Origin of the sequence: Kitasatospora sp. DSM 101779 (assembly GCF_025655475.1) — a bacterium.
GTDB lineage: Bacteria > Actinomycetota > Actinomycetes > Streptomycetales > Streptomycetaceae > Kitasatospora.
Genome location: NZ_JAHTIK010000001.1, coordinates 1,266,741 through 1,288,885, shown reverse-complemented (window position 1 = coordinate 1,288,885; position 22,145 = coordinate 1,266,741). Strand labels below are relative to the sequence as shown.

General features: G+C 74.2%; 19 protein-coding genes. 6 read left to right on the top strand and 13 right to left on the bottom strand.

Going from position 1 to position 22,145, the window contains the following annotated elements:
- Window positions 1-68 precede the first annotated feature (68 nt).
- From KSNIM_RS05910 to KSNIM_RS05890, 5 genes are all read left to right on the top strand, one after another.
- Window positions 69-2,150 carry a prolyl oligopeptidase family serine peptidase gene (locus tag KSNIM_RS05910; protein ID WP_263102158.1) on the top strand — a complete coding sequence of 694 codons (2,082 nt, stop codon included), beginning with the start codon at window positions 69-71 and terminating at the stop codon, window positions 2,148-2,150.
- A gap of 182 nt (window positions 2,151-2,332) precedes the next feature.
- On the top strand, window positions 2,333-2,575 hold the full coding sequence (locus tag KSNIM_RS05905) for a hypothetical protein (RefSeq protein WP_263102157.1): 243 nt from the start codon (window positions 2,333-2,335) through the stop codon (window positions 2,573-2,575).
- Window positions 2,576-2,593: 18 nt separating this feature from the next.
- A complete protein-coding gene (locus KSNIM_RS05900) occupies window positions 2,594-2,758 on the top strand; it encodes a hypothetical protein (protein ID WP_263102156.1) in 165 nt (54 codons plus the stop codon).
- Between the two features lie 137 nt (window positions 2,759-2,895).
- A complete protein-coding gene (locus KSNIM_RS05895) occupies window positions 2,896-4,764 on the top strand; it encodes an AfsR/SARP family transcriptional regulator (RefSeq protein WP_263102155.1) in 1,869 nt (622 codons plus the stop codon).
- Between the two features lie 522 nt (window positions 4,765-5,286).
- The gene (locus KSNIM_RS05890; protein WP_263102154.1) at window positions 5,287-6,402 is read left to right on the top strand and encodes a branched-chain amino acid ABC transporter substrate-binding protein; all 1,116 of its coding nucleotides are present in this window, start codon (window positions 5,287-5,289) and stop codon (window positions 6,400-6,402) included.
- A gap of 147 nt (window positions 6,403-6,549) precedes the next feature.
- Here KSNIM_RS05890 and KSNIM_RS05885 read toward each other — a convergent pair whose 3' ends face one another.
- Window positions 6,550-8,169, bottom strand: a complete 1,620-nt coding sequence (locus tag KSNIM_RS05885) for an ADP-ribosyltransferase domain-containing protein (RefSeq protein WP_263102153.1) — start codon at window positions 8,167-8,169, stop codon at window positions 6,550-6,552.
- 208 nt (window positions 8,170-8,377) lie between these two features.
- Between KSNIM_RS05885 and KSNIM_RS05880 the strand changes: the two genes are divergently transcribed.
- Entirely contained in the window at window positions 8,378-9,055 is a 678-nt protein-coding gene (locus tag KSNIM_RS05880) for a macro domain-containing protein (RefSeq protein ID WP_263102152.1), read from the top strand.
- A 166-nt stretch (window positions 9,056-9,221) separates the two neighbouring features.
- On the opposite strand, the gene KSNIM_RS05875 is transcribed toward KSNIM_RS05880, so the two are convergent.
- The 12 genes from KSNIM_RS05875 to KSNIM_RS05820 form a co-directional block, all read right to left on the bottom strand.
- Window positions 9,222-9,935 carry a thioesterase II family protein gene (locus tag KSNIM_RS05875; RefSeq protein ID WP_263102151.1) on the bottom strand — a complete coding sequence of 238 codons (714 nt, stop codon included), beginning with the start codon at window positions 9,933-9,935 and terminating at the stop codon, window positions 9,222-9,224.
- A gap of 1 nt (window position 9,936) precedes the next feature.
- Window positions 9,937-10,593 (bottom strand): LuxR C-terminal-related transcriptional regulator, encoded by a 657-nt coding sequence (locus tag KSNIM_RS05870; RefSeq protein ID WP_263107846.1) that lies wholly within the window; start codon window positions 10,591-10,593, stop codon window positions 9,937-9,939.
- Between the two features lie 142 nt (window positions 10,594-10,735).
- Window positions 10,736-11,116 (bottom strand): nuclear transport factor 2 family protein, encoded by a 381-nt coding sequence (locus KSNIM_RS05865; protein ID WP_263102150.1) that lies wholly within the window; start codon window positions 11,114-11,116, stop codon window positions 10,736-10,738.
- Between the two features lie 4 nt (window positions 11,117-11,120).
- Window positions 11,121-12,422 (bottom strand): MFS transporter, encoded by a 1,302-nt coding sequence (locus KSNIM_RS05860; protein WP_263102149.1) that lies wholly within the window; start codon window positions 12,420-12,422, stop codon window positions 11,121-11,123.
- Entirely contained in the window at window positions 12,419-14,179 is a 1,761-nt protein-coding gene (locus KSNIM_RS05855; RefSeq protein ID WP_263102148.1) for a non-ribosomal peptide synthetase, read from the bottom strand. The genes KSNIM_RS05860 and KSNIM_RS05855 overlap by 4 nt, the downstream gene beginning before the upstream one ends.
- 26 nt (window positions 14,180-14,205) lie before the next feature.
- Window positions 14,206-15,276, bottom strand: coding sequence for a branched-chain amino acid aminotransferase (locus KSNIM_RS05850; protein WP_263102147.1), 1,071 nt, complete (start codon window positions 15,274-15,276; stop codon window positions 14,206-14,208).
- A gap of 116 nt (window positions 15,277-15,392) precedes the next feature.
- The gene (locus KSNIM_RS05845) at window positions 15,393-16,544 is read right to left on the bottom strand and encodes an XdhC family protein (RefSeq protein WP_263102146.1); all 1,152 of its coding nucleotides are present in this window, start codon (window positions 16,542-16,544) and stop codon (window positions 15,393-15,395) included.
- Window positions 16,545-16,560: 16 nt separating this feature from the next.
- Window positions 16,561-18,948 carry a xanthine dehydrogenase subunit D gene (pucD, locus tag KSNIM_RS05840; RefSeq protein WP_263102145.1) on the bottom strand — a complete coding sequence of 796 codons (2,388 nt, stop codon included), beginning with the start codon at window positions 18,946-18,948 and terminating at the stop codon, window positions 16,561-16,563.
- 3 nt (window positions 18,949-18,951) lie between these two features.
- Window positions 18,952-19,425, bottom strand: a complete 474-nt coding sequence (locus KSNIM_RS05835) for a (2Fe-2S)-binding protein (protein WP_263107845.1) — start codon at window positions 19,423-19,425, stop codon at window positions 18,952-18,954.
- Window positions 19,425-20,306: an FAD binding domain-containing protein gene (locus KSNIM_RS05830; protein WP_263102144.1), complete on the bottom strand. Its 882-nt coding sequence runs from the start codon at window positions 20,304-20,306 to the stop codon at window positions 19,425-19,427. The genes KSNIM_RS05835 and KSNIM_RS05830 overlap by 1 nt, the downstream gene beginning before the upstream one ends.
- 78 nt (window positions 20,307-20,384) lie before the next feature.
- The gene (locus KSNIM_RS05825; RefSeq protein WP_263102143.1) at window positions 20,385-20,972 is read right to left on the bottom strand and encodes a TIGR00730 family Rossman fold protein; all 588 of its coding nucleotides are present in this window, start codon (window positions 20,970-20,972) and stop codon (window positions 20,385-20,387) included.
- Complete coding sequence (locus KSNIM_RS05820; RefSeq protein ID WP_263102142.1) at window positions 20,969-22,144, bottom strand: Zn-dependent hydrolase; 1,176 nt, start codon at window positions 22,142-22,144, stop codon at window positions 20,969-20,971. Before KSNIM_RS05820 ends, KSNIM_RS05825 begins: the two co-directional genes overlap by 4 nt.
- Window position 22,145: the final 1 nt, after the last annotated feature.

Sequence of the window (22,145 nt, the reverse complement as noted above, 5' to 3'; positions counted from 1 at the left end):
CCCACCCCGGACTGCGCAGTTCCCCCCCCGCCCCCATTGTGGATACCCCCACGACCAAGGAAGCCGCCGTGACCGCATTTCCCGCGTACCCGACCGCGCCGCGGCGGGAGCTGGTCGAGGAGTTGCACGGCCTGCGGATCGCCGACCCGTACCGGGAGCTGGAGGACGCCGCCGCCCCCGCGACGGTCGCCTGGTGCCGCGCGCAGGAGGAGCTGTTCCGCGCACACCGGGCCGCCTGGCCCGGCCTGGCGGAGCTGCGCCGCACCCTCACCGGCCTGCTGGACACCGGCTCGGTCAGCGCCCCCATCACCTGCGGCGGACGGCGGTTCCACACCCGCGGCCGGCCCGGCGCCGACCGCCCGGCCCTGGTGGTCACCGAGGGCGGCGTCGAGCGCACCCTGCTCGACCCGCTCGCCCTCGACCCGTCCGGCGGCACCGTGCTGGACGCCTGGGCGCCGTCCCGGGAGGGCACCCGGATCGCCGTGCAGACCTCCACCGGCGGCACCGAGGACTCCGTGCTGCAGGTGCTGGACGTCGCCACCGGCGCCGTCCTGGACGGGCCGGTCGACCGGCTGCGCCGCTCGGCGATCGCCTGGCTGCCCGGAGGCGGGGCCTTCTACTACGTGCGGCGGCTGCCGCCCGAGCTGCACCCGGGGGAGGAGCGCTACCACCGCCGGGTCTGGCTGCACCGGGTCGGCACCGACCCGGCCGAGGACGTCCCGGTGTTCGGCGAGGGCCGTGACCCGCGCCAGTTCTACGCCGTCTCCGCCAGCGAGGACGGCCGCTGGCTGATCGTCACCGCCACCGCCGGCGCCTCGCCCGGCACCGAGGTCCGGCTCGCCGACCTCGCCGCGACCGGACCGGAACGGCCGCGGTTCGTCACCCTCCGGCTCGCCCCCGACGCCCGCACCACCGCCACCGTCCGGCGCGGCCGGCTCTACCTGCTCACCCGCGACGGCGCCCCCCGCGGCCGGATCGAGACCGCAGACCCGGCCCGCCCCGACGAGCGCACGGTGCTGCTGCCCGAGGACCCGCAGGCGGTGCTGGAGGACCTGGCCGTGCTGGACGGGCCCGGGCCCGGCCGCACCCTGCTGGCCGTCACCCGGACGAGGCACGGCGTCGCCGAGGTCACCCTGTACGACGCGGCCGACGGCGCCCCGCACGGCCGGGCGGCGCTGCCGGGCGCCGGCGCGGTCGGGCCGCTGCGCACCGACCCGGACGGCGGCACCCGCCTCTGGTTCGGCTACACCGACCACGTGACGCCCAATCAGGTCCTCTGCCACGACGCGGCGACGGGAACCACCGCGCTGTGGGCCGCGCCCGAGGGGGCGCCCGACACCGGCGGAGCGCAGGTCCGGCAGCTCGTCTACACGTCCCACGACGGCACCCCCGTGCGGATGTTCGTGGTCTCGCCGACCGGCCGGCCCGACCGCCCCCGGCCGACGGTGCTGAGCGGCTACGGCGGCTTCGGCGCATCGGTGCTGCCCGGCTTCGCCGTCCAGGCACTGGCGTGGGTGCGGGCCGGCGGCGTCTACGCCTTCGCCTGCCTGCGCGGCGGCGGCGAGGAGGGCGAGCAGTGGCACCGGGCCGGGCGGCGCGAGCTCAAGCACAACACCTTCGACGACCTGGACGCCGCCGCCGAACACCTGGTCGCGGAGGGCTGGACGGCCCCCGGCGGGCTCGCCCTGATCGGCAGCTCCAACGGCGGCCTCACCGTGGCCGCCGCGCTCACCCGCAGACCCGACCGGTACGCCGCCGTGGTCGCCGTGGCACCGCTGCTCGACATGGTGCGCTACGAGCTCTCCGGGATGGGCCCGAGCTGGTCGCAGGAGTACGGCACCGCCGCCGACCCCGACCAACTCGCCGTGCTGCACGGCTACTCGCCCTACCACCGGGTCCGCGACGGGGTCCGCTACCCGGCCGTGCTGCTCGGCGTCGCGGACGGCGACACCCGGGTCGACCCGCTGCACGCCCGCAAGACGGCCGCCGCGCTGCAGGCGGCGAGCAGCGGGCCGGGCCCGGTCCTGCTGCGCCAGGAGTTCGGCCTCGGGCACGGTGAGCGGGGGATCGGTGCCACCGTCGACCTGCTCGCCGACAGTCTCGCCTTCCTCGCCGCCCACACCGGGCTGCCCGTCGAGAAGACCTACTAGTCGGTAACTATGCCGGGTCGGCGGTGGATCCGCCCGATTCGTCCTACGGGGTGGCTTGCTGCATGCAGCAAGCTGCAGCCCGTCACCCCTTGGCCCGCCCCCGGCGGAACGGCAGGCTTCCAGGTGTCGAAGCCGTCCGGCCCACACCGGACGAGCCGCACTCCACACACCAAGGGGAACCGATGAACCGCGCCCGCACGCTGGCCGTTTCCACCGTCGTCGCCGCCGGCCTCGCCCTGCTCGGACTTCCCGCCCTCGCCGTACAGGCGGCCGCCGCGGGCGGCACCCCCACCCCGGCCGTGGCCGCCCCGGCCACGCCCGCCCCCACCACCACGCCCGTCCACGGCGGCCACGGCACCGGTGGCGTCCTCGGCGGCGACCCGCAGGACCCGCAGGACCCGATGGACACCGCCTGGGGCCACTGAACGGACGGACCGAACCCGATGAAGCGTCTGCGCCCCCTGCCGCGCGCCCTGCTGGCGGCGGCCCTGCCGGTCGCCGTCGGGATCGCCCTCCTCGTCCGGGCCGCCCGCCACCGCGTGCACCTGCGCCGCGCCCGCGAAGTGCTCGCCGAGTTCGAGCCGCGCACCGATGCCCGCTGGCCGTAGGGGCGCGCCTCGGAGGGCGAACGGGCACCCATGAGGCCCCCGGCGCCCCTTGTGCCGTCGCCCGCAGCGCTGCCGCGCCCTTCCCGCCGCACGGCCCGCTACCGCTCCTGCCCGCACCCACTCCCGAAGGAGCACACGTGACGCCGGACCACCTGTCCGCCGCCGCCGACCGCCCGGCCACGGCCGACCTCCGCTTCCGGGTGCTCGGCGAACTCCTCGTCGAGACCGGCGGACGGCCGCTGCCGCTCGGCCCCGTCAAACAGCGGCTCGTCCTCGGGGCCCTGCTCTGCCATCCCAACGCGGCCGTCTCCGTCGACCTGCTCACCGAGGCGGTCTGGGGCGACGAACCGCCGCGCTCCGCCCGCAAGAACCTGCAGGCGTACGTCTCCACCCTGCGCAAACTGCTCGGCGAGGCCACCGACGGCGAACGGATCGTGCACCACCACACCGGCTACCAACTGCGCGTCGGGCCCGGCGAGGTCGACGTGCTGCGCTTCGAAGAGCTCGCCCGCGCAGGGCAGTCGGCGATCCGGCTCGGCGCCGGAGCGCACGGCGCCGCCCTGCTGCGCGAGGCACTCGACCTGTGGAGCGGACCGTTCCTCGCCGACCTCGGCCACTCGGAGCTGCTGCGCGACCGGGCCGAACGGCGCGAACTGCGCAGGCTCGCCGTCCTGGAGGACTGGGCCGAGGCCGAACTCGACCTCGGCCACGCGCCCGCCGTCGCCGAGGCACTGGCCGAGGCGGTCGCCGAACACCCGATGCGGGAGCGGCTCTGCGCCGCCCAGATGAGCGCCCTCTTCCGCTCCGGCCGGCAGAGCGCCGCCCTCGCCGTCTACGACGACCTCCGCCAGCACCTCGCCCGCCAACTCGGCCTGCGGGTCGGCCCGGCCCTGGAGAGCCTCTACCGCGGCATGCTGGACGGTCAGGGCCCGGCCGGACCCGTGCCCCGGACGTCCGTCGCAGGCGCCCCGCCGCGGACCCCGCAGACCGTGCTGCCCGCCGACCTGCCGGACTTCACCGGCCGCCGCGAGGAGGTCTCCCGCCTCACCGCCCTGCTCGCCGGCGAGGGCCGACGGGTGGTGGTCAGCGGCCCGGTCGGCGTCGGCAAGACCGCCCTCGCGGTACACGTCGCGCACCGCCTGGCCGGCGGCTTCCCGGACGGCTGCCTCACCGTCCGCCTCCGGCGAGCCGACGGCACACCCCGTCACCCCGCCTCGCTGCTCGCCGAACTCTGCCGTGCCACCGGCCTGACGGGGTCCGTCCCGGAGGACGAGGAGGAGGCTGCGGCGCTCTGGCGGTCCTGGCTGGCCGGCCGCGGCCTGCTGCTCGTCCTGGACGACGCCCCCGACGAGGGCGTCATCCGCCAGTTGCTGCCCGGCTCCGGGCCGAGCGCCGTCCTGGTCACCAGCCGGACGCGGCTGGCCGGGCTCGGCCCCGTCCAGCGGCTGGAACTCGAGCCCTTCGCCTCGGACGAGGCCGTCGGCCTGCTCGACCGGATCGTCGGCGACGGCCGCATCCGCGCCGACCGCCAGGCCGCCGAACGGATCGTCGACGGCGTCGGCCGGCTGCCGCTCGCCGTCCGCGTCTGCGGCACCAAACTGGCCGTGCTGCACCAGCTTTCGGCCGCCGAGTACGCGGCCCGGCTGGAGCGCAGCCCCGCCCTGCTGGACGAACTGGCTGCCGGTGACCTCGCCGTGCGCCGCCAACTCGCCGTCTGGTGGGCCGGACTGCCCGCCGTCGTCCGCGCGGTGCTCTGTGCGTTCGGCCGGCTGCCCCGCCCGCTGTTCACGCTGACCGAGGCGATGTCCGTGCTCGGCTGCGGCGAGGAGGTCGCCCGCCGGGTCCTGGACAGCATGATCGAGGTCTCCGTCCTGCACTGCCGACTGGGCGATGTCACCGCGCACGCAGCCCTGTACGAGATCCCGTTGCTCGCCCAACTCTACGCACGCGAACGGGCGGACGCCGAACGCCCGGCCCCGGTGCCGCAGCGGCCCGTGGCGGGCTGACACCGACCGGACGCGTCCGGATTCCGGCCAGGGCCCCGCGGCACCCTACCGGTCGGTCGTACCGGCCGGTAGTGGGGCCCCTCGGCAGGCCGCCCGAGCCAATCCGGCAGCTCGGCGGGTGTCTTGCCGTTACCGGTTGTGTTCGGACGAACCCGTTGACGGTCCCGGTGGCAGACCATAGGGTCGCGCCCCATGGACGCCGGTCGGTGATCCGGACATGTCGGCAGTGCCGCCGGCAGCCGGGCCGCCGTCCCTCGCCGGACCGTCCACAGAGGCGCCGACTGCCGTGCCCCGTGCGGATTTCATGGGCCCGGACAGCCGTCGCCCCTCCCTGCGCGCCGTGCCGTCACCAGCGGCCCCGGTCGGCGCGGTCCGGCGTCCCATGAGCAAACCCACTCAGCAAGGGATGTGCCAGTGACCGGATTCTCGAGGCCCAGGGCTTCCGCCCTGGGTGTGGTCTGCGCCGTGCTGCTGTCGGGTTGTTCCTCCGGTGTACTCGGATCCGGGTCGACCGTCACGGTCGTGATCGGCGTCGACGGTCCGCTGACCGGCAAACTCGCCGACCTCGGGCTCGGTATCCGGAACTCCGCCGAGCTCGCGATCGCCAAGGCCAACGCCAAGAACATCGTCCCGGGTGTGAAGTTCGTGCTCGATGCGAAGGACGACGAGGCGGACGAGCAGAAGGCCAAGGCCAACGGCGAGGCCTTCGCCGCCGATCCGCGGGTGATGGGCGTGGTCGGCCCGCTGACCTCTTCGGGCGCGATCGTGATGGCGCCGGTGATGGCGCAGGCCGGCCTGGCGGAGGTCTCCCCGTCCAACACCGCACCCGGGCTGACCTGGGGCGCCGACTACCGAGCCAACGGCAAGAAGCGCCAGTACCCGACGTACTTCCGGACGGTCACCACCGACGCCGTCCAGGGCCCGCTGCTCGCACGCTACGCGCACAGCCGGCTGAAGGCCCAGCGCGCCGCAGTGATCAGCGACACCAAGGCCTACGGCAGCAACCTGGCCGCCGAGTTCGCGACCGCCTTCGAGGAGGTCGGCGGCAAGGTGGTGTACCGGACGACGGTGAAGCCGGGCACCACCGACTTCTCCAAGATCGCCCAACTGGTCGCGGCGCAGGACCCCGACATCGTCTACTACGGCGGTGAGCACCCCGAGGGCGGACCGCTCGGCGCGGCACTCAAGGCCGCCGGGGTGAAGGTGCCGCTGGCCGGCGGCGACGGACTGCACACCGACGGGTTCATCAAGGCCGCCGGCACGGCCTCCGACGGCGACCTCGCCAGCCAGCCCGGCATCTCCGTCGAGGGGCTCGCCTCGGCCTTCGGCTACCTCGACGCCTACAAGTCGGCAGGCTACAAGGAGGAGCCCGGCCCCTTCGGCGCCTACGGCTACGACTCCACCTGGGCGGTGATCCAGGCGGTCGCCAAGGCCCGGCAGTCGAACGAGGAGCTCTCCGGGGCCGAACTGCGCAAGGCCACCGCGGACGCGCTGCAGAACGTCTCCTTCTTCGGCGTCACCGGCGACGTGTCCTTCGACGAGTTCGGCGACACCCACAACCAGGTCGCCTCGATCTACAAGGTGCAGAAGGGCGCCTGGGCGTCCATCGTCCCGTTCGGCCGGCTCCGCGACTTCTGACGGCCACGCGGCCGGCAGTGGCCAAGCCCGCGGCGTGTCTTCAAAGGTGCACGGATGCCTCGTAGGGGCACCTCCCGGCCTTCGGCCGGGAGGTGCCCCCGGTGCCCCTGGGACTGCCCGATCGCCTTCGAAGACGCGCCGTCGTGCTCAGGACACCAGCGGACCCTCCTCGACCTCCGTCAGCCGCACGGTGCACAGGCCGCCGCGCTCGTTGCGGACCTCCGTCACCCGGAGCTGCGTGCCCGGCAGCAGGATGAACTCCTCCTCGCCGGTGAAGGCCGAGAAGTCGCGGATGCCCACCGCGCGGGAGGGCACCACCTCGAAGAGGGTCCGCTTGCCGCGGCTGCCGAGGAACGCCCGCGCCACGCCCGGCTCGGAGGTACAGGAGGAGACGCCCCACCAGGTCACCGTCCGCCCGAGCGGGTACTGCGAGCGCAGGTCCAGCGACACGCCGCGCCACAGCGGCTCGGTGCGGGCCGGCAGCTGCGACACCGCGGAGAACAGCAGCCGCAGGTAGGGCAGGTACGGCACCAGCCTGCTGCGGTCCGGCGACCGCAGGACGGCGTTGATCTCGCGGTAGAACGCCGACTCGCAGGTGTACAGGTAGAGCGCCGCGACCGCGTCGGCGGACAGACCGCCCGGCGTCTCGTCCGCGCGCCGCTTGCCGAACTCGTACGACCGCTCCACGTGCCGGTCCAGGCCGCGCAGCAGTGCGGCCACCGGAGCGACCGCCTCCGGGAATCCCATCAGCGGAGTGTCGAACACGCCGGTGATCTCCGGGAGTTCGAGGCCCTCGTCCTTGACGCTCGCCAGCCGCTCCAGGTACAGCTGGTGCAGTTCCATGGTGGAGGCGATGAACGCGCCCATCCGCTCCGCGGTGTCGTCGCCCTCCGTGCCGTCACCGGCGGCCGGGTGGCTGTTCCACCCCTTGCTCGGCAGCCAGTCGACCGTGTCGCTGCCCATCGAGGCGAGGGCCGTGTTCACCATGTCGAAGTGGTCGCCGTCGCAGAAGATGTCGCCCTGCGCCGCCGGGTTGGCATGGTCGATGTGCCGGACCTCCACCCCGGGGTACTTCTTCTGGAGCCCCAGGACGACCTTCTTCAGGTTCCGCGCGTGGGCGCCCCACCACGCGAACACCACGCTGCGGTCCGCCTCGTCGGCGTCCTGCTTGGCCTTGAGGATCTCCTCGACGATCCGCTCGGCGACCGGTCGCCAGAACGCGGTGTGCCGGTCGGCGCCCACCGCCCCGTCACTGCTGGCGGTCAGGGCGGCGTTCAGCAGCAGTACGCCCTGGGTCAGCATCGCCTGGAACCACTCCGGCGGCTGGACGGTGTCCTGCTCCTTCAGCAGCGCCCGCACGTCGGCGATCGGCGTCTTCTTCGGGATGCCGTACTTCCACATCGCCGCGGCCTTGATGATGCAGCGGATGCTGACGACCCGGCCGAACTGGCTGTCCTTCCAGTCGTGGAAGGTGTTGTCGAACATCGCGATGCCGGTGGCGCTCTCCGGCCGCGGGTACGGGTTCTGCCCGAAGACGACCACCTTCCACTTGTGCGGCGCATGGGGCTTGAGCGCCTGGAAGGTGAGCTCGCGGACGGGGACGACCTCCGGGCCGCGGGCCGGGCCGATGAACGCGGCAGCGCCGGGCTGCGCCTCGATCACCGGCTTCAGCAGCGGCAGCCACGGCTCGCCGCCGCCGGTGAAGAGCTCCGCGAGCGCCAGCGGGTCGTTCGGGTCGGGCTGGGCGGGGGTGGTGGCCTCGGTCATGGTGGCGCTGCTCCGGAATCGTCGATCCGTGCGGACGGATGGGAGTGATGGTCCGTCGGCTCCCCGACGGCGACTCCAGTCCTATCGGCCGCGAGTGACAACCGGGCCGCGTCGGCCTCGCGGTGCCCCCCGACGCCCGCCGCGTTGTCGGTGCCGCCGCCTAGGTTCATGGACGACGGAAGACCGTTCGCCGGGGAGGAGCCCGATCATGACCGAGGACCGCCTGCAGCCGCCGCTGAGGGTCGTGCTGACCGATATCAACACCACGGTGGTGGAGGCCTGGCGGGCAGCGTTCGCCGACACCCCCGAGATCGAGATCCACCGCGGATCCATCCTCGACGAGCAGGTCGACGCGTGGGTCAGCCCCACGAACTCCCGCGGCCGGATGGACGGCGGCGTCGACGCGGTGATCAAGCGTCACCTCGGCGCCGGTATCCAGCTGCGCGTGCAGCGGGCGATCCGGGACGGGTTCGGCGGCCGGCTGCCGGTCGGCAGCGCGGTCTGCGTCCCCTCCGGTGCGGTCAACCCGAGGTTCCTGATCTCGGCGCCGACGATGGAGGCGTCCTCGCAGAACGTGAGCCAGACGCTCAACGTGGCGCTGGCCTGCGCCGCCGCGTTCCAGGCCGTGCACCGGCAGAACGCCGATGCGCCGGGCAGTATCCGCTCGGTGGCCCTGGTCGGCATGGGCGCCCGGACCGGACAGGTGCCGGCACAGGTGTGCGCCAACCTGATGTGGACGGGCCACACCCTGTTCAACGACCACTGCTTCGAGGACTACGACGATCTGCGCAGCACCGTCACGGCCCAGCTCGACGACATCGAGCAGGCACCCGCCACCCGCCGGGTCCGCATCACCCCGCCCGCGCGCCGCACCGCCCGCCGCTGAGGCCCGCCCACCCGGCGCCGGGCCCGCCGGCGGTCAGTCGGCGGTCGGCACGCCGCTGCGCAAGTACCGCGCCCAGGTGGCCGGACCGATGTCCCGGCTCGGCGCGGCCACCCGGTTCCAGGTCCCCCTGCAGGCGAAGGAGCGAGGCTGGCTCTGAGCCGCGCCGTCACAGGAAGGAGAGGGTCTTCATCAGCAGGGGCGGCGCCGACAGGAAGTCGAAGTGCCCGCCGGGCAGGGCGGTGTACTCCACCGCCTCGGCGTAGTGCCGCCAGCCGGCCATCTGGTCGAGGCTGATCTCGGTGTCCTCCGTCCACTCCAGCACCGTGACGGGGCCCGGCAGGGCCACCGGTGCGGGGCGCCGGTAGACCCGGTTGACCTCCAGGTCCTCGTGCAGGACCTCGAGGGCGAGGTCGATCAGGACGGGGTGCGGGGTGCCGCCCCGCAGGGTCACCAGGTTGCTCATCTCCCCCCGGAGCTGCTCCTCGTCCAGGTCGAGGTACCGGTCGTGCGGGCAGTCGTGCGGGGCCACCTGGGCCGAGACGTAGAGCCGGGCGGGCGCGGGCAGCCCGGTCTCGGCGAGCCGGAGCGCCGTCTCGAAGGCCGGCAGCGCCCCGGCGCAGTGCCCGAAGAAGGCGAACGGCCGGTCCAGGTACGGCCGGAGGAACTCCACCAGGTCGGCGGCGAACCGTTCGTAGCTGCCGTAGTGCGCCTCCCGGGAGCGGTTCTCCCGGCCGGGCGGCTGGACGGGGCACACCTCGATGCCGTCGATCTCCTCGGGCCAGCGGCTGAACATCGATGCGCCCACCCCCGAGTAGGGGAAGCAGAAGAGCCGGCCGACCGGGTCCGTCCGCGGTCGGCGCAGCAGCCAGTTGCCGGCCATGTCAGGCTCCCATCCTCCGGGCCGCGACCGGCGCCGCGCCCCGGGACTCGTACGCGTAGATGACGGCCTGCACCCGGTTGCGCAGGCCCAACTTGCCGAAGATCTCCTGGACGTGGGACTTCACCGTGGACCCGGCGACGCCCAGCTCGGCGGCGATCTCGGCGTTCGACATCCCCCGGGCGAGCAGGTGGAGGACCTCCTGCTCGCGTTCGGTGAGCGTCGGCACCGCGCCGAGCCGCGGTGCGGTGTGTGCGAGCTGCTGCACCAGCGACTGTTCGACCGGCAGGTAGCCGGACGCCAACAGCCGGACCGCCGGGGCGAGTTCGCCGGCCGCGACCTGCCGCCGGATGATCGCGCAGCCGCCGAGCCGGAGCACGTCCAGGTCCATCCGGCGCAGGTCGGAGCCGAGGACGAGCACCGAGGCCGAGCCGCCCTGCCCCGACGCGGCCAGCCGCCGGACCTGCCCGAGGAGGGTGTCCCGGTCCGTGACCGCCGGCATGTCGACGACGAAGAGCCCCGGTTCGAGCTGGCTGCCGAGCCGGCACGCCTGGCCGACGTTCGCCGCCTCTCCGGCGATCCTGACCGATGGCTCGTTGCCGAGGATCGATCTGATGCCGTTGCGGACGAAGGCGTCCTCCGCAACGAGCACGACGCTCATCCTGGTCACGACAGTCTCCCCCTGATCTGCGCACATGGCGGTCTTCACTGGTCGGGAACGGCGGCCGCAGCGGCCGATGGGTCGCCTTCGAAGCCCGCCCACAGCACTTCTCACGGGTACCCGAGTTGCCTGGACGGCTGCGCTAGATGGCGGGGCGGTAGAAGTAGGTGCGGCGGGTCCTGATCTTCCGGCCGTCGAGGAAGTAGAGGTCGGAGAACCGCTCGTCGAGCCGGCGGCCGTCCTTGCCGACGCCGCGGAAGCGCCCCCAGCAGGCGACGGAGGTGTCGGATTCGGTGACGTGCTCGATCTCGTGGCGGCCGTCGCTGATGATCCGTTCCTCGCGGTAGAACCGCAGGACGGCGTCGAGGCCGCTGATCGCGTCGTAGCCGGGGCGGTGGTAGGTGCAGTCCTCGGCGAAGAGGGTGGGCAGTTCGTCCCAGCGGCGGCCGTCGATCACCTCGAAGAGTCTGGTGACGAAGTCCGTGCCGGACAGGGCGAGCTGCTCGGGGTGGGTGCTGGTCATGCGGTCACGCTCCTGACTGGGTCTGCTGCGGTTCGCGCGGTACGGGCTGCACCGCGTCGGACGGCCGTTTGCCGCGTTCCATCTCGCTCCACTGGGGGAGCAGCCCGGGGACGACGACCGCGACCAGGTAGACGCCGCCGGCGGTGACCAGCACCGGGGCCAGCCCGGCGGCGGCGATCGCCGAACCGGCGAGGATCCCGCCGAGCGGCATGCCGGCCCAGGCGGCCGCCTCCGCCAGGGAGCTGACCCGGCCCAGCAGGTCGCGCGGGATGCGTTCGACGAACACGGCGCTGAGGATCGGGTTGATGAACCCGGAGCCGAAACCGCCGACCAGCGCGAGGCCGACCACGCACCACATCGGTGCGCCGAGCGCCATGGCCGCGAAGCGCGGCACCCCGCCCAGGAAGAAGCCCGCCAGGAAGGCCGCCCGACGCGGCACCCGCTCGCCGTACGCGGCGGCCAGCACCGCGGCGACGGCGGCCGTCACCGAGAACGCCGAGCCGATCAGGCCGAGTTCGAGGGCTCCGTAGCCGTGGTCGTGGATCCAGACGGGGAGCAGGACGGCGCTGTACGCGGCGTCGACCAGATTGGTGACGCTGACCATCGTGACCAGGGAGCGCACCATTCGGTCGGAGACGATGAACGCCCAGCCGCCGCGGAGTTGGCCGAGGTACGACTCCTTCGCGGCCGGCTCCGCGGTGGCCTCCGCGGCCGGCCGGTGGCGCTTCGGCGCCCAGATCCCCACCGCGACCGCGCAGACGACGAAGGACGCCGCGTCCACCAGCAGGGCGTCGGCCGGCCCGGTCGCCCCGATGACGGCGCCGGCCAGCGCCGGGGCGATGATCATGGCGGTCCGTTCGGTCGCGCTGACCAGCCCGGTGACCCGCTCCAGCGGCAGCCCGGCGGCGTCCGCGATGTCCGGGGCGAGGGTGAACTTCGAGGTGTCGGCCGGGCCGCGGGCCGCCCCGGCGACGGCGACCAGTACGAGCAGCACCGGGAAGGTCAGCAGACCGGCCAGGTGGAGCAGCGGGACGAGGGCCACGGTGGCCGCGCTGAGCAGGTCCGCGCAGACGCTCACCCTGCGGGCGCCCAGCCGGTCGATCACCGGGCCGCAGAGCGCCTTCGAGACGACGAGCGGGGTGAGTTCGCAGGCGGCCACGATGCCGGTGCGGGTGGCCGACCCGGTGGTGGTGAGCACGAGCCAGGGGATGGCGATGGCGGTGAGCCGGGTGCCCGCCACCGAGATCGCGTTCGCGGCGAGGACGGGGGCCAGCAGCGAGGTGCTCCTCCTCGTGCCCGCGCTCACTGCGCCGCCCGCGCGGCGACGAGCCGGGCCATGCCCGCCGGGGTCGGGTCGAGGTAGAAGTCGCGGGGGGAGATGTCGACGCCGAAGGCCTGGTGGAGCTCGGCGATGATCTTCACGCCGAGCAGGGAGTGTCCGCCCAGTTCGAAGAAGTCGTCGTCCGCGCCGATACCCGCCACCCCGAAGTGGTCCGACCAGAGGCTCACCACCGCCTGTTCGGCCGTCGAGCCGGGCTCGCGGTACTCGGTCATCAGCTGCGGGCTGCGGCTGCGGGTTCGCGCCGCGAGGGCCTCCGCGTCGACCTTGCCGTTGGCGGTCAGCGGGAACTCCTCGACCACCGTGATCAGGGAGGGCACCGCGTACGAGGGCAGGACCTCGGCGAGCGAGCGGCGCAGCTCCAGCAGGGAGGTCTGCCGGTGGTCCTGGCGCAGGACGAGGGCGGCGTGCAGGGCGTGGCCGCCGGTCGGGGACCCGGCCTTGCCCACGTGATACTGGGCGACGGCCGGCAGCCCGGCGAGCGCGGCCTCGACCTCGCCGAGTTCGATCCGGAATCCGCGGATCTTCACCTGGCGGTCGGCCCGGCCGAGGAACTCGATCGCCGGCTCGGTGCTGCGCACCCGGTCGCCCGTGCGGTACATCCGCTCGCCGTTGCCGTCCGGGTCGGGCAGGAACCGCTCGGCGGTGAGCGCCGGGCGGCCGAGGTAGCCGTGGGCGAGGCCGGTGCCGCCCGTGTACAGCTCGCCCGTCCCGCCCGGCGCCACCGGCCGCAGCTCCGGGTCGAGCACCCGGGCCCACGTTCCGTTGATCGGCCGGCCGATGGGCACCGCGGGGGTGAGGACCGGGCTGTCGAACGCGTGGCAGCAGGTGTAGGTGGTGTTCTCGGTCGGGCCGTACCCGTTGACCAGGGTGGTGCCCGGCAGGGCCGCGACCGCCCGGTTGGCGTGGTCGGCGGAGAGCACGTCGCCGCCGGTGAGCAGGTACCGCACCTGCTTGAGGTCGTCGAGGCCGTGGTCCACCACCTGGTGCAGCAGACCGGTCGTCAGCAGCAGCACGGTGACACCCGATGCGCGGACGAATCCGGTGATCTCGGCGAGCGAGAGGTCGCCGGCCGGGGCGACCACCAGGTGGGCGCCGTTGAGCAGCGCCCCCCAGATCTCGAACGTCGAGGCGTCGAAGGCGACCGGGGCGATCTGGAGGAAGACGTCCTCCGGGGTGATCGTGACGAAGTCCGGGTCGACGACGAGCCGCACCACACCGCGGTGGGGCACCATCACGCCCTTCGGCGCGCCGGTCGATCCCGAGGTGTAGGCCACATAGGCCAGGTCCTCGCCGGACGGGTCCGCCGCGAACGGGCCGGCCGCGGCCACGGCGGCCGGCGCCCGGTCGTCGGCGAACAGGGTGGCGACACCGTCCGGGAGGCCGCCGGCCAGCTCGCGCTGGGTGATCACCAGGCGGGCGCCGGAGTCGCGCAGCATGAACTCGGTGCGGGCGGCGGGGTAGCGGGTGTCCAGGGCCAGGTACGCGGCGCCCGCGGACACCACCGCGAGCAGGGCGACGATGCCGTCCACCGACCGCCGGGTGAGGACGGCGACCACGTCGCCCGCCCGCACGCCCTGCTCGACCAGCCGTGCGGCGAGGCGGTCCGTCTCGGCCGCGAGTTCCGCGTACGTGAGGGAGGTGTGCTCGTCGCTCAGGGCCACCCGGTCGCCGAACCGCTCGCAGCACCGGCGGAACCGGGCCGTGATGCTCAAGTCACTCATTGTCTCGCTCCGTGGGTGAGGGTGGGTCAGCGGGCCGACGGGTGGAACCAGCCGTCCGGGTCGGGGACGCGGCCGTGGTGCAGGTCGGTGAGGAGCCGGTGCAGCGCGGTCGTCACCGGCCCCGGCCGGCCGTCCCCGACGGTCCAGCCGCCGTCGCCGTCCCGCACCCGGCCGACGGGGGTGACGACGGCCCAGGTGCCGCAGGCGAAGGCCTCGGTGACCGTTCCGGCCTCGCACTCCTCGCGCCACTGCTCCAGGGAGATCCGCTCCTCCACGACCCGGTGGCCGAGGCGCCGGGCCAGGGTCAGCAGGGTGCTGCGGGTGACACCGGGCAGGAGCGTCTGCGTCAGCTCGGGTGTCACCACCTCGGCCCACTCGCCCCGCCCGCGGACGAGGAAGAGGTTCATCCCGCCCAACTCCTCGACCCAGCGCCGCTCGACGGCGTCCAGCCAGACGACCTGCCGGCAGCCGGCGGCCTCCGCCGCGCGCTGCGCCAGGAAGGTCGGGGCGTAGTTGCCGGCCACCTTGACGGCACCGGTGCCGCCGGGGACGGCCCGGACGTGGTCGCGGCTGACGTGGACGGCGACCGGCTCGGCCCGGTCGCCGAAGAAGCCGCCGGTGACGAAGGCCATCAGCAGGAACCGGTAGGTGCGCGAGGGGCGGAGCATGAGCGAGGCGTCGGAGCCGAACATCAGCGGCCGCAGGTAGAGGCTGCGCGAGCCGTCCGCGGGCAGGAACTCCCGGTCGGCGCGGACCAGCCGGTCGGCGGCGTCGACGAAGGCGTCCTCCGGGAGCTCCGGCATGGCCATCCGGCGGCAGGAGTCGCGGAACCGCAGCGCGTGGTCGCGGGGGCGCCAGACGCCCACGGTGCCGTCGGCGCGCCGGTGCGCCTTCAGCCCCTCGAAGACGACCTGGCCGTAGTGGAGGCCGAGCGTTGCGGGGTGGAGGGCGAGGTCGGCGAGTCTGCTCAGCCGTGGGGCGGACCAGCCGTCCGCCTCCGTCCACTCCATGAGGACCATGTGGTCGGTGAACGCCTCGCCGGGGCCGGGTTCGTTGACGGCCGGGTGCGGCGGCGCGAGTTCGAGGTCGGTGGTCATCCGCAACTCCTTGGGTGAGGGGGTCTGCCGGGCGATCAGGACGCAGGCACTCGGGCCGCGCGGAGGGGTTCGCCCACCGCTCGGCCACCGAGTATCCGGATGCCGCTATCGGTGGCCTATCGCGCCGCGACCGGCCGGCCGGTGCGGGAGGGCGCGCGGTGGATCGGTGCGCCGACGCGGCCCAGCGGCAGGCCGGTGCCGCCGTTCCGGCAGGCGACGAGCTCGGCCGCGATCGACACCGCGACCTCCTCGGGCGTCCAGGCGCCCAGGTCGAGGCCGATCGGGGAACGCAGCCGGGCCAGTTCGGCTTCGGAGAGGCCGGCCGCGCGCAGCCGCTCCAGCCGGTCGTCGTGGGTGCGCCGGGACCCCATGGCACCGACGTACGCCACCGGCAGCCGCAGCGCCCGGGTCAGCAGGGGTACGTCGAACCTGGCGTCGTGGGTGAGTGCGCACAGCACGGTGCGGCCGTCGATCCGGTCGAGCTGGGAGTCGAGGTAGCGGTGCGGGTGGTCGACCACGACCTCGTCCGCCTCCGCGAAGCGCTCGCGGGTGGCGAAGACGGCACGGGCGTCGCACACGGTGACGTGGTGGCCGAGGAACCTGCCGATGCGCACCAGCGCCGAGGCGAAGTCGATCGCGCCAAAGACGATCATCCGCGGGGGCGGCACGCTGGACTCCACCAGCAGGAGGACCGGCCGGCTCCCGTCGCTGCAGTCGGCCGCGACCTCCACGGCCAGGGTGCGGCCCGCCGCCAGCAGCGCCGCCGCCTCCAGCGCGGCGACCGCGTCGAGCGCGGTGCCCCCGCCGAGGGTGCCCTCGTACACGCCGCCGGGCCGCACCAGCATCGCTCCGCCGGGCAGGCCGTCCGGGCCCTCGGCGACGCGGGCGACCGCCACGGCCCCGCCCCCGGCGGCGGTGTCCAGCGCGGCGGCGAGCAGCGGCCGGACAGCGTCCCGGCGGCGCACCGGCGTCACCAGGACGTCGATGGTGCCGCCGCAGGTCAGGCCGACGGCGAAGGGGTCCTCGTCGGCGTGGCCGAAGTGCTGCAGTACCGGATCGCCGGTCTCCAGCGCCTCCTGGCACAGCTGGTAGACGGTGGCCTCCACGCACCCGCCCGAGACGCTGCCGACCGCGGTGCCGCCGGCGTCGACCGCGAGGGCCGTGCCGGGCGGGCGCGGGGCCGAGCCGCTGACGTGCACGACCGTCGCCACGGCGAAGTCGCGCCCTTCGGCGCACCACCGGTGCAGCTCGGCGGCGATGTCCAGCATGCCGGGTCAACTCCTCTCAGTCGACGATGTGTTCGGGACGCACCGGGACCCGGGTGAGTGCCTTTCCGGTGGCTTGCCGGACGGCGGCCAGCACCGCCGGGGTGGAGGACAGCGTCGGTGCCTCGCCCACCCCGCGCAGGCCGTACGGGGCATGGGGGTCGGCGAGTTCCAGCAGGTCGACCGGGACGGCCGGCGCGTCGAGGACGGTCGGCACCAGGTAGTCGGTGAAGGAGGGGTTGAGCACCCTGGCGGTCGCCGGGTCGACCCGGATCTCCTCCATCAGCGCGATGCCCAGGCCCTGGACGGTGCCGCCCTGGATCTGGCCGACCACCGAGAGCGGGTTGAGCGCCCTGCCGACGTCCTGGGCACAGGCCAGTTCGACCACCTTGACCAGGCCGAGTTCCACGTCCACGTCGACCACCGCGCGGTGTGCCGCGAAGGAGTACTGGACGTGGCCGAAGCCCTGGCCGGTGACCGGGTCGAAGGGCTCGGTCGGCCGGTGGCGGAACTCGAGCTCGAGGTCGATCGGCTCCTCGCCCTCCAACACCTCCGCCAGGGTGGCCAGGACCTCTCCGTCGGCGGTGACGACCTTGCCGCCGTCCAGCCGCAGCCCGGCGCCGCCCCAGGCCGGGCGGTCCCCGCCGAACCTGCGACGGCCCGCCGCGAACACCCGCTCCCGGACGGCCCCGCAGGTGTTCTTCACCGCGCCGCCGGTCATGTACGTCTGGCGGGAGGCGGAGGTGGAGCCTGCCGAGCCGACCTGCGTGTCGGCCGGGTGGACGGTGACCTGCTCGACGCCGAGTTCGGTGCGGGCGATCTGGGCGTGCACGGTGACGCCGCCCTGGCCGACCTCCGCCATCGCGGTGTGCACCATGGCGACCGGCTCGCCGTCGACGACCTCCAGGCGCACCCGGGCGGTGGAGTAGTCGTCGAAGCCCTCGGAGAAGCCGACGTTCTTGATGCCGACGGCGTAGCCGATGCCGCGGACGATGCCTTCGCCGTGACTGGTGTTGGCGAGCCCGCCCGGCAGGTCGCGGATGTCCGGATCCTCCGTGTCCAGCGGCGGCGGCAGCGGCATGTCCCGGACCCGCCGCAGCAGTTCGGCGACCGGCGCGGGGGAGTCGACCCGCTGGCCGGTCGGCATCAGGTCGCCCTGGCGCATCGCGTTGATCCGGCGCAGCTCCACCGGGTCCATGCCGAGTCCGGCGGCCAGCCTGTCCATCTGCGCCTCGTAGGCGAAGCAGGCCTGGACGGCGCCGAAGCCGCGCATCGCCCCGCAGGGCGGGTTGTTGGTGTAGAGGCCGATCGCCTCGATCTCCACGTCCTCGACCCGGTACGGCCCGATGCCGAGCGAGGCCGCGTTGCCGACGACCGCGGCGGTGGACGAGGCGTACGCGCCGCCGTCCAGCACGATCCGGCACCGGACGTGCGTCAACCTCCCGTCGCGGGTGGCGCCGTGCTCGTAGTGGAGCCTGGCCGGGTGCCGGTGGGCGTGGCCGAGGAAGGACTCCTCGCGGGAGTACACGATCTTGACGGGCCGGCCGGTGCGCAGCGCCAGCAGGCAGGCGTGGATCTGCATCGACAGGTCCTCGCGGCCGCCGAAGGCGCCGCCGACGCCGGCCAGGGTCATGCGCACCTTCTCCTCGGGCAGGCCGAGCACGGGGGCGATCTGCCGCAGGTCCGAGTGCAGCCACTGGGTGGCCACGTACAGGTCGACGCCGCCGTCCGCGGCGGGCACCGCGAGGCCCGACTCGGGGCCCAGGAAGGCCTGGTCCTGCATGCCGAACTCGTAGTCGCCGGTCACCACGACGTCGGCCCGCCGGGCCGCCGCCGCGACGTCGCCGCGGACGATCGGCTGCCGGTGCAGGACGTTGGGGTGCGGAGCGCGGTACGCGTGGCGGTCGTCCCGGTCCGGATGGAGGACGACCGCGCCCGGCGCGGTCGCGGACGCCTCGTCGGTGACGACCGGGAGTTCCCGGTAGTCGACCCTGATCAGCTCGGCGGCGCGGCGGGCGGTCTCGGGGTGGTCGGCGGCAACCAGGGCGACCGGCTCGCCGTGGTGGCGGACCACGCCGTCGGCGAGCACCGGGGTGTCGGCGAGCTCCAGCCCGTACGTCTTCTGCGCGGCCGGCAGGTCGTCGTGGGTGAGGACGGCGTGGACGCCGGGCAGGGCGAGCGCCGCGGAGACGTCGACGGCGAGGATCCGCGCGTGCGCGTGCGGACTGCGCAGGATCCGCCCCCAGAGCATGTCCCGGTGCCACAGGTCGGAGGAGTACGCGAAGGCGCCGGTGACCTTCAGGGCGCCGTCGGGTCGGCGGACGGACTCGCCGATGCCGCCGCGGGCCGCGGACTGGGTGAGGCCGGCGGGGACGAGGCCCGCCGCAGTCGGTGTCCAGGTGCCCATGCCTCAGACCGCCTCCCGGCGCCGGGCGGCCGCCAGGCGGACCGCGTCCATGATCTTCTCGTAGCCGGTGCAGCGGCACAGGTTGCCCGAGAGCGCCTCGCGGATGTCGGCGTCGCTCGGCGCCGTGTCGCGCTCCAGCAGTTCGTCGGCGGCCACCAGCAGGCCCGGCGTGCAGAAGCCGCACTGGACGGCCCCGGCGTCGAGGAAGGCCCGCTGGACGGAGGCCGGTTCGCCGCCCTCGGCCAGGCCCTCGACCGTGCGGACCTCGCGGTCCTGCGCCTGGCCGGCCGCGATCAGGCAGGCGCACACCGGGACGCCGTCGAGGCGCACCGTGCAGGAGCCGCACTCGCCCTGCTCGCAGGCGTTCTTCGAACCCGGCAGGCCCATCCGTTCGCGCAGCACGTACAGCAGACTCTCGCCCTCCCACACGCCGTCGGCCGTCCGCCGGACGCCGTTGACGGTGAAACCCACGCGCATCATGCGGCTCCCTCCGCACCGTTGCGGTACGCCTCCCAGGCCCACAGGAAGGTCCGGCGGGCCATCACGCCGACCGCGTGCCGGCGGTGGCCGGCGGTGCCGCGGACGTCGTCGATCGGACTGCAGGCGCCGGCGGCCAGCGCCGCGAACCGCTTCGCGACCGAGGGCGGCACGGCCCTGCGGCTCTCCCAGAGACCGGCCTCCGCCAGGGCGCCGGCCAGGAACGCCTCGGCCTCCGCGGCCCGGCGCGGCGTCGGCGCGGCCGAGCCGATGCCGGTGCGCACCGTCCGGCTGCCGGGGTGCAGCGCGAGCCCGAAGGAGCACACCGCGATGACCATCGCGTTGCGGGTGCCGACCTTGGAGAACTGCTGCGGTCCGGTCGCCCGCACGACGTGCACCCGCTTGATCAGCTCGTCCGGCCGCAGCGCGTTGCGCTTCACGCCCGTGTAGAACTCGTCGATCGGGATGCGGCGGGCGCCGCGCACCGACTCCACCTCGACCTCCGCGCCGGCGGCCAGCAGCGCCGGATGGGCGTCGCCGGCCGGCGAGGCGGTGCCCAGATTGCCGCCGACCCCGCCGCGGTTGCGGATCTGCGGCGAGGCGACGGCACGGGAGGCCAGCGCCAGCGCGGGCAGCTCCCGGCCCAGCTCCCCGACGATCCGGGCGTACGGCACGCAGGCGCCGAGCCGGACCTCCCGCTCTCCGACCTCCCACTCGGACAACTCGCCGATCCGGCCGAGGTCGAGCAGGTGCCCGGGCCGACGGTGCCCGAGGTTGATCTCCACCATCACGTCGGTGCCGCCCGCGAGCGGCACGGCCGCGGGGTGCTCGGCCTTGGCGGCGAGCGCCTCCTCCCAGCAGCCGGGGCGCAGGAATTCCATGGGACCCTCATCTCGGATCGTTCCCGACCCGGACGGACTGACCGCCCGGGCCGGGCCGGTGGGACTGCCCCGGCGGGGTCAGCCGGGCACGCCGGGAGCCACCCCGGCGATCGGGACGGGCAGCCGGCCGGAGAAGCAGCCGTCGAGGGCGTCCAGCGAGGGCACGTCCCGGATCAGCGACCTGTCCCCGGCGGTCATCATCCGCTCGCACACCGCCACGTCGAGCCAGGCCAGCAGGCCGTCGAAGAAGCCGCCGTGGTTGACGACGAACACCGGCTTGCTGTGCAGTCCGAGCTTGGCCCAGGTGGCGATCTCCATCAGCTCGTCGGCCGTGCCCAGCCCGCCCGGCAGAACGATGAAGGCGTCCGACAGCTGGTACATCAGGGCCTTCCGCTCGTGCATGGTGGCGACCACCATCAGCTCCACGCCCGGCGGCTGACGGCCCTCCAGGCTCAGCAGGTGGTGCGGCACCACACCGGTGACGTACGAGCCGGAGAGCAGCGCCCCCTCGGCCACCGCACCCATCAGCCCCGTCCCGCCGCCGCCGTACACCAGGCCGACCCGGCGGTGGCCCAGCCAGCGCCCGGTCTCCCGGGCGAGGTCGAGGTACTCCTCCTTGGCCGGCCGTGCGCCGCAGAACACGCCCACTCTCCGGAAGCCGGTCATCGTGCCTCCGAGTGCACCGGGAGGGCACGGGAACGCGAGGACTCCAGCTCCACCAGCAGGTCGAGCAGCACCTGGGCACCCAGGATCAGGTCCTCCTTCGGGGTCTGCTCCACCGGCGAGTGGCTGATGCCGGCGGTGCTGGGGACGAAGATCATGCCGGTCGGTACCCGGGCGCTCAGCGCGGAGGCGTCGTGGCCGGCGTAGCTCATCAGACGCGTCGCCGTCGGGTCGTGCCGCACGCACACCTCGTGGATGCGGTCGACGTAGCCGTCCTCGAACCGCACCACGGGCTTGTGCGACAGCTGGGACACCTCCACCGAGCAGCCCTGCTCCGCACCGATCCGCCGGACCAGCGCGCGCGTCCGCTCGACCGCCCGCAGCAGCGACAGCTCCGACTCGGCCCGGAACTCCACCGTCAGGTGTGCCTCCCCGGGCACCACGTTCGGCGCGCCGGGGTACAGCTGCATCGCGCCGACGTTGACCACCATGGACTCGTCGACCTCGTTCGCGGTCTCCCACAGGTGCGCCGCGATCTTCGCGACGGCGCGCCCCGCGTCGGCGCGGACGTTCATCGGCGTCGTCCCGGCGTGGTTGGCCTGCCCCCGGACGACCACCAGGTACCGGTCGATCCCGACGATGCCCTCCACCGCCGCCAGCGTGCTGCGCCGGTTCTCCAGACGGGGGCCCTGCTCGACGTGGAGTTCGATGAACCCGGTGATCTCGTCGATGTGGCCGGACTCCACCAGGGTGCCGGAGCCGACCAGTCCGCCGTTGGACGTCGGCAGGACGCCCTCCTCGTCCCAGAAGCCGACCGACTCGACCGCCGCGGCCGCCGGATGGCCCGCCTCGTGCAGGGTCCGCAGCACCTCGACGGCCGCGATGGCGCCGTACGCGCCGTCCAGGCGGCCGCCGACCGGCACCGTGTCGGTGTGGGAGCCGGTCAGCAGCCACGGGCCGCGCGATCCGGGCTGCCGCCCGAACACGTTGCCGACCTCGTCCGTCCAGGCGTGCAGCCCGGCGGCGGTGATCCGGTCCGCCAGCCAGACCCGGGAGGCCAGGTCGGCGGGCGACCCCGCCACCCGGTCCACCCCGCCGTCCTCCCGCCCGCCGAAGGTGGCGAGCATGTCCAGGTCGTCGAGGAGCCGACGCCCGGAGATCTTCGGTGAGTTCACA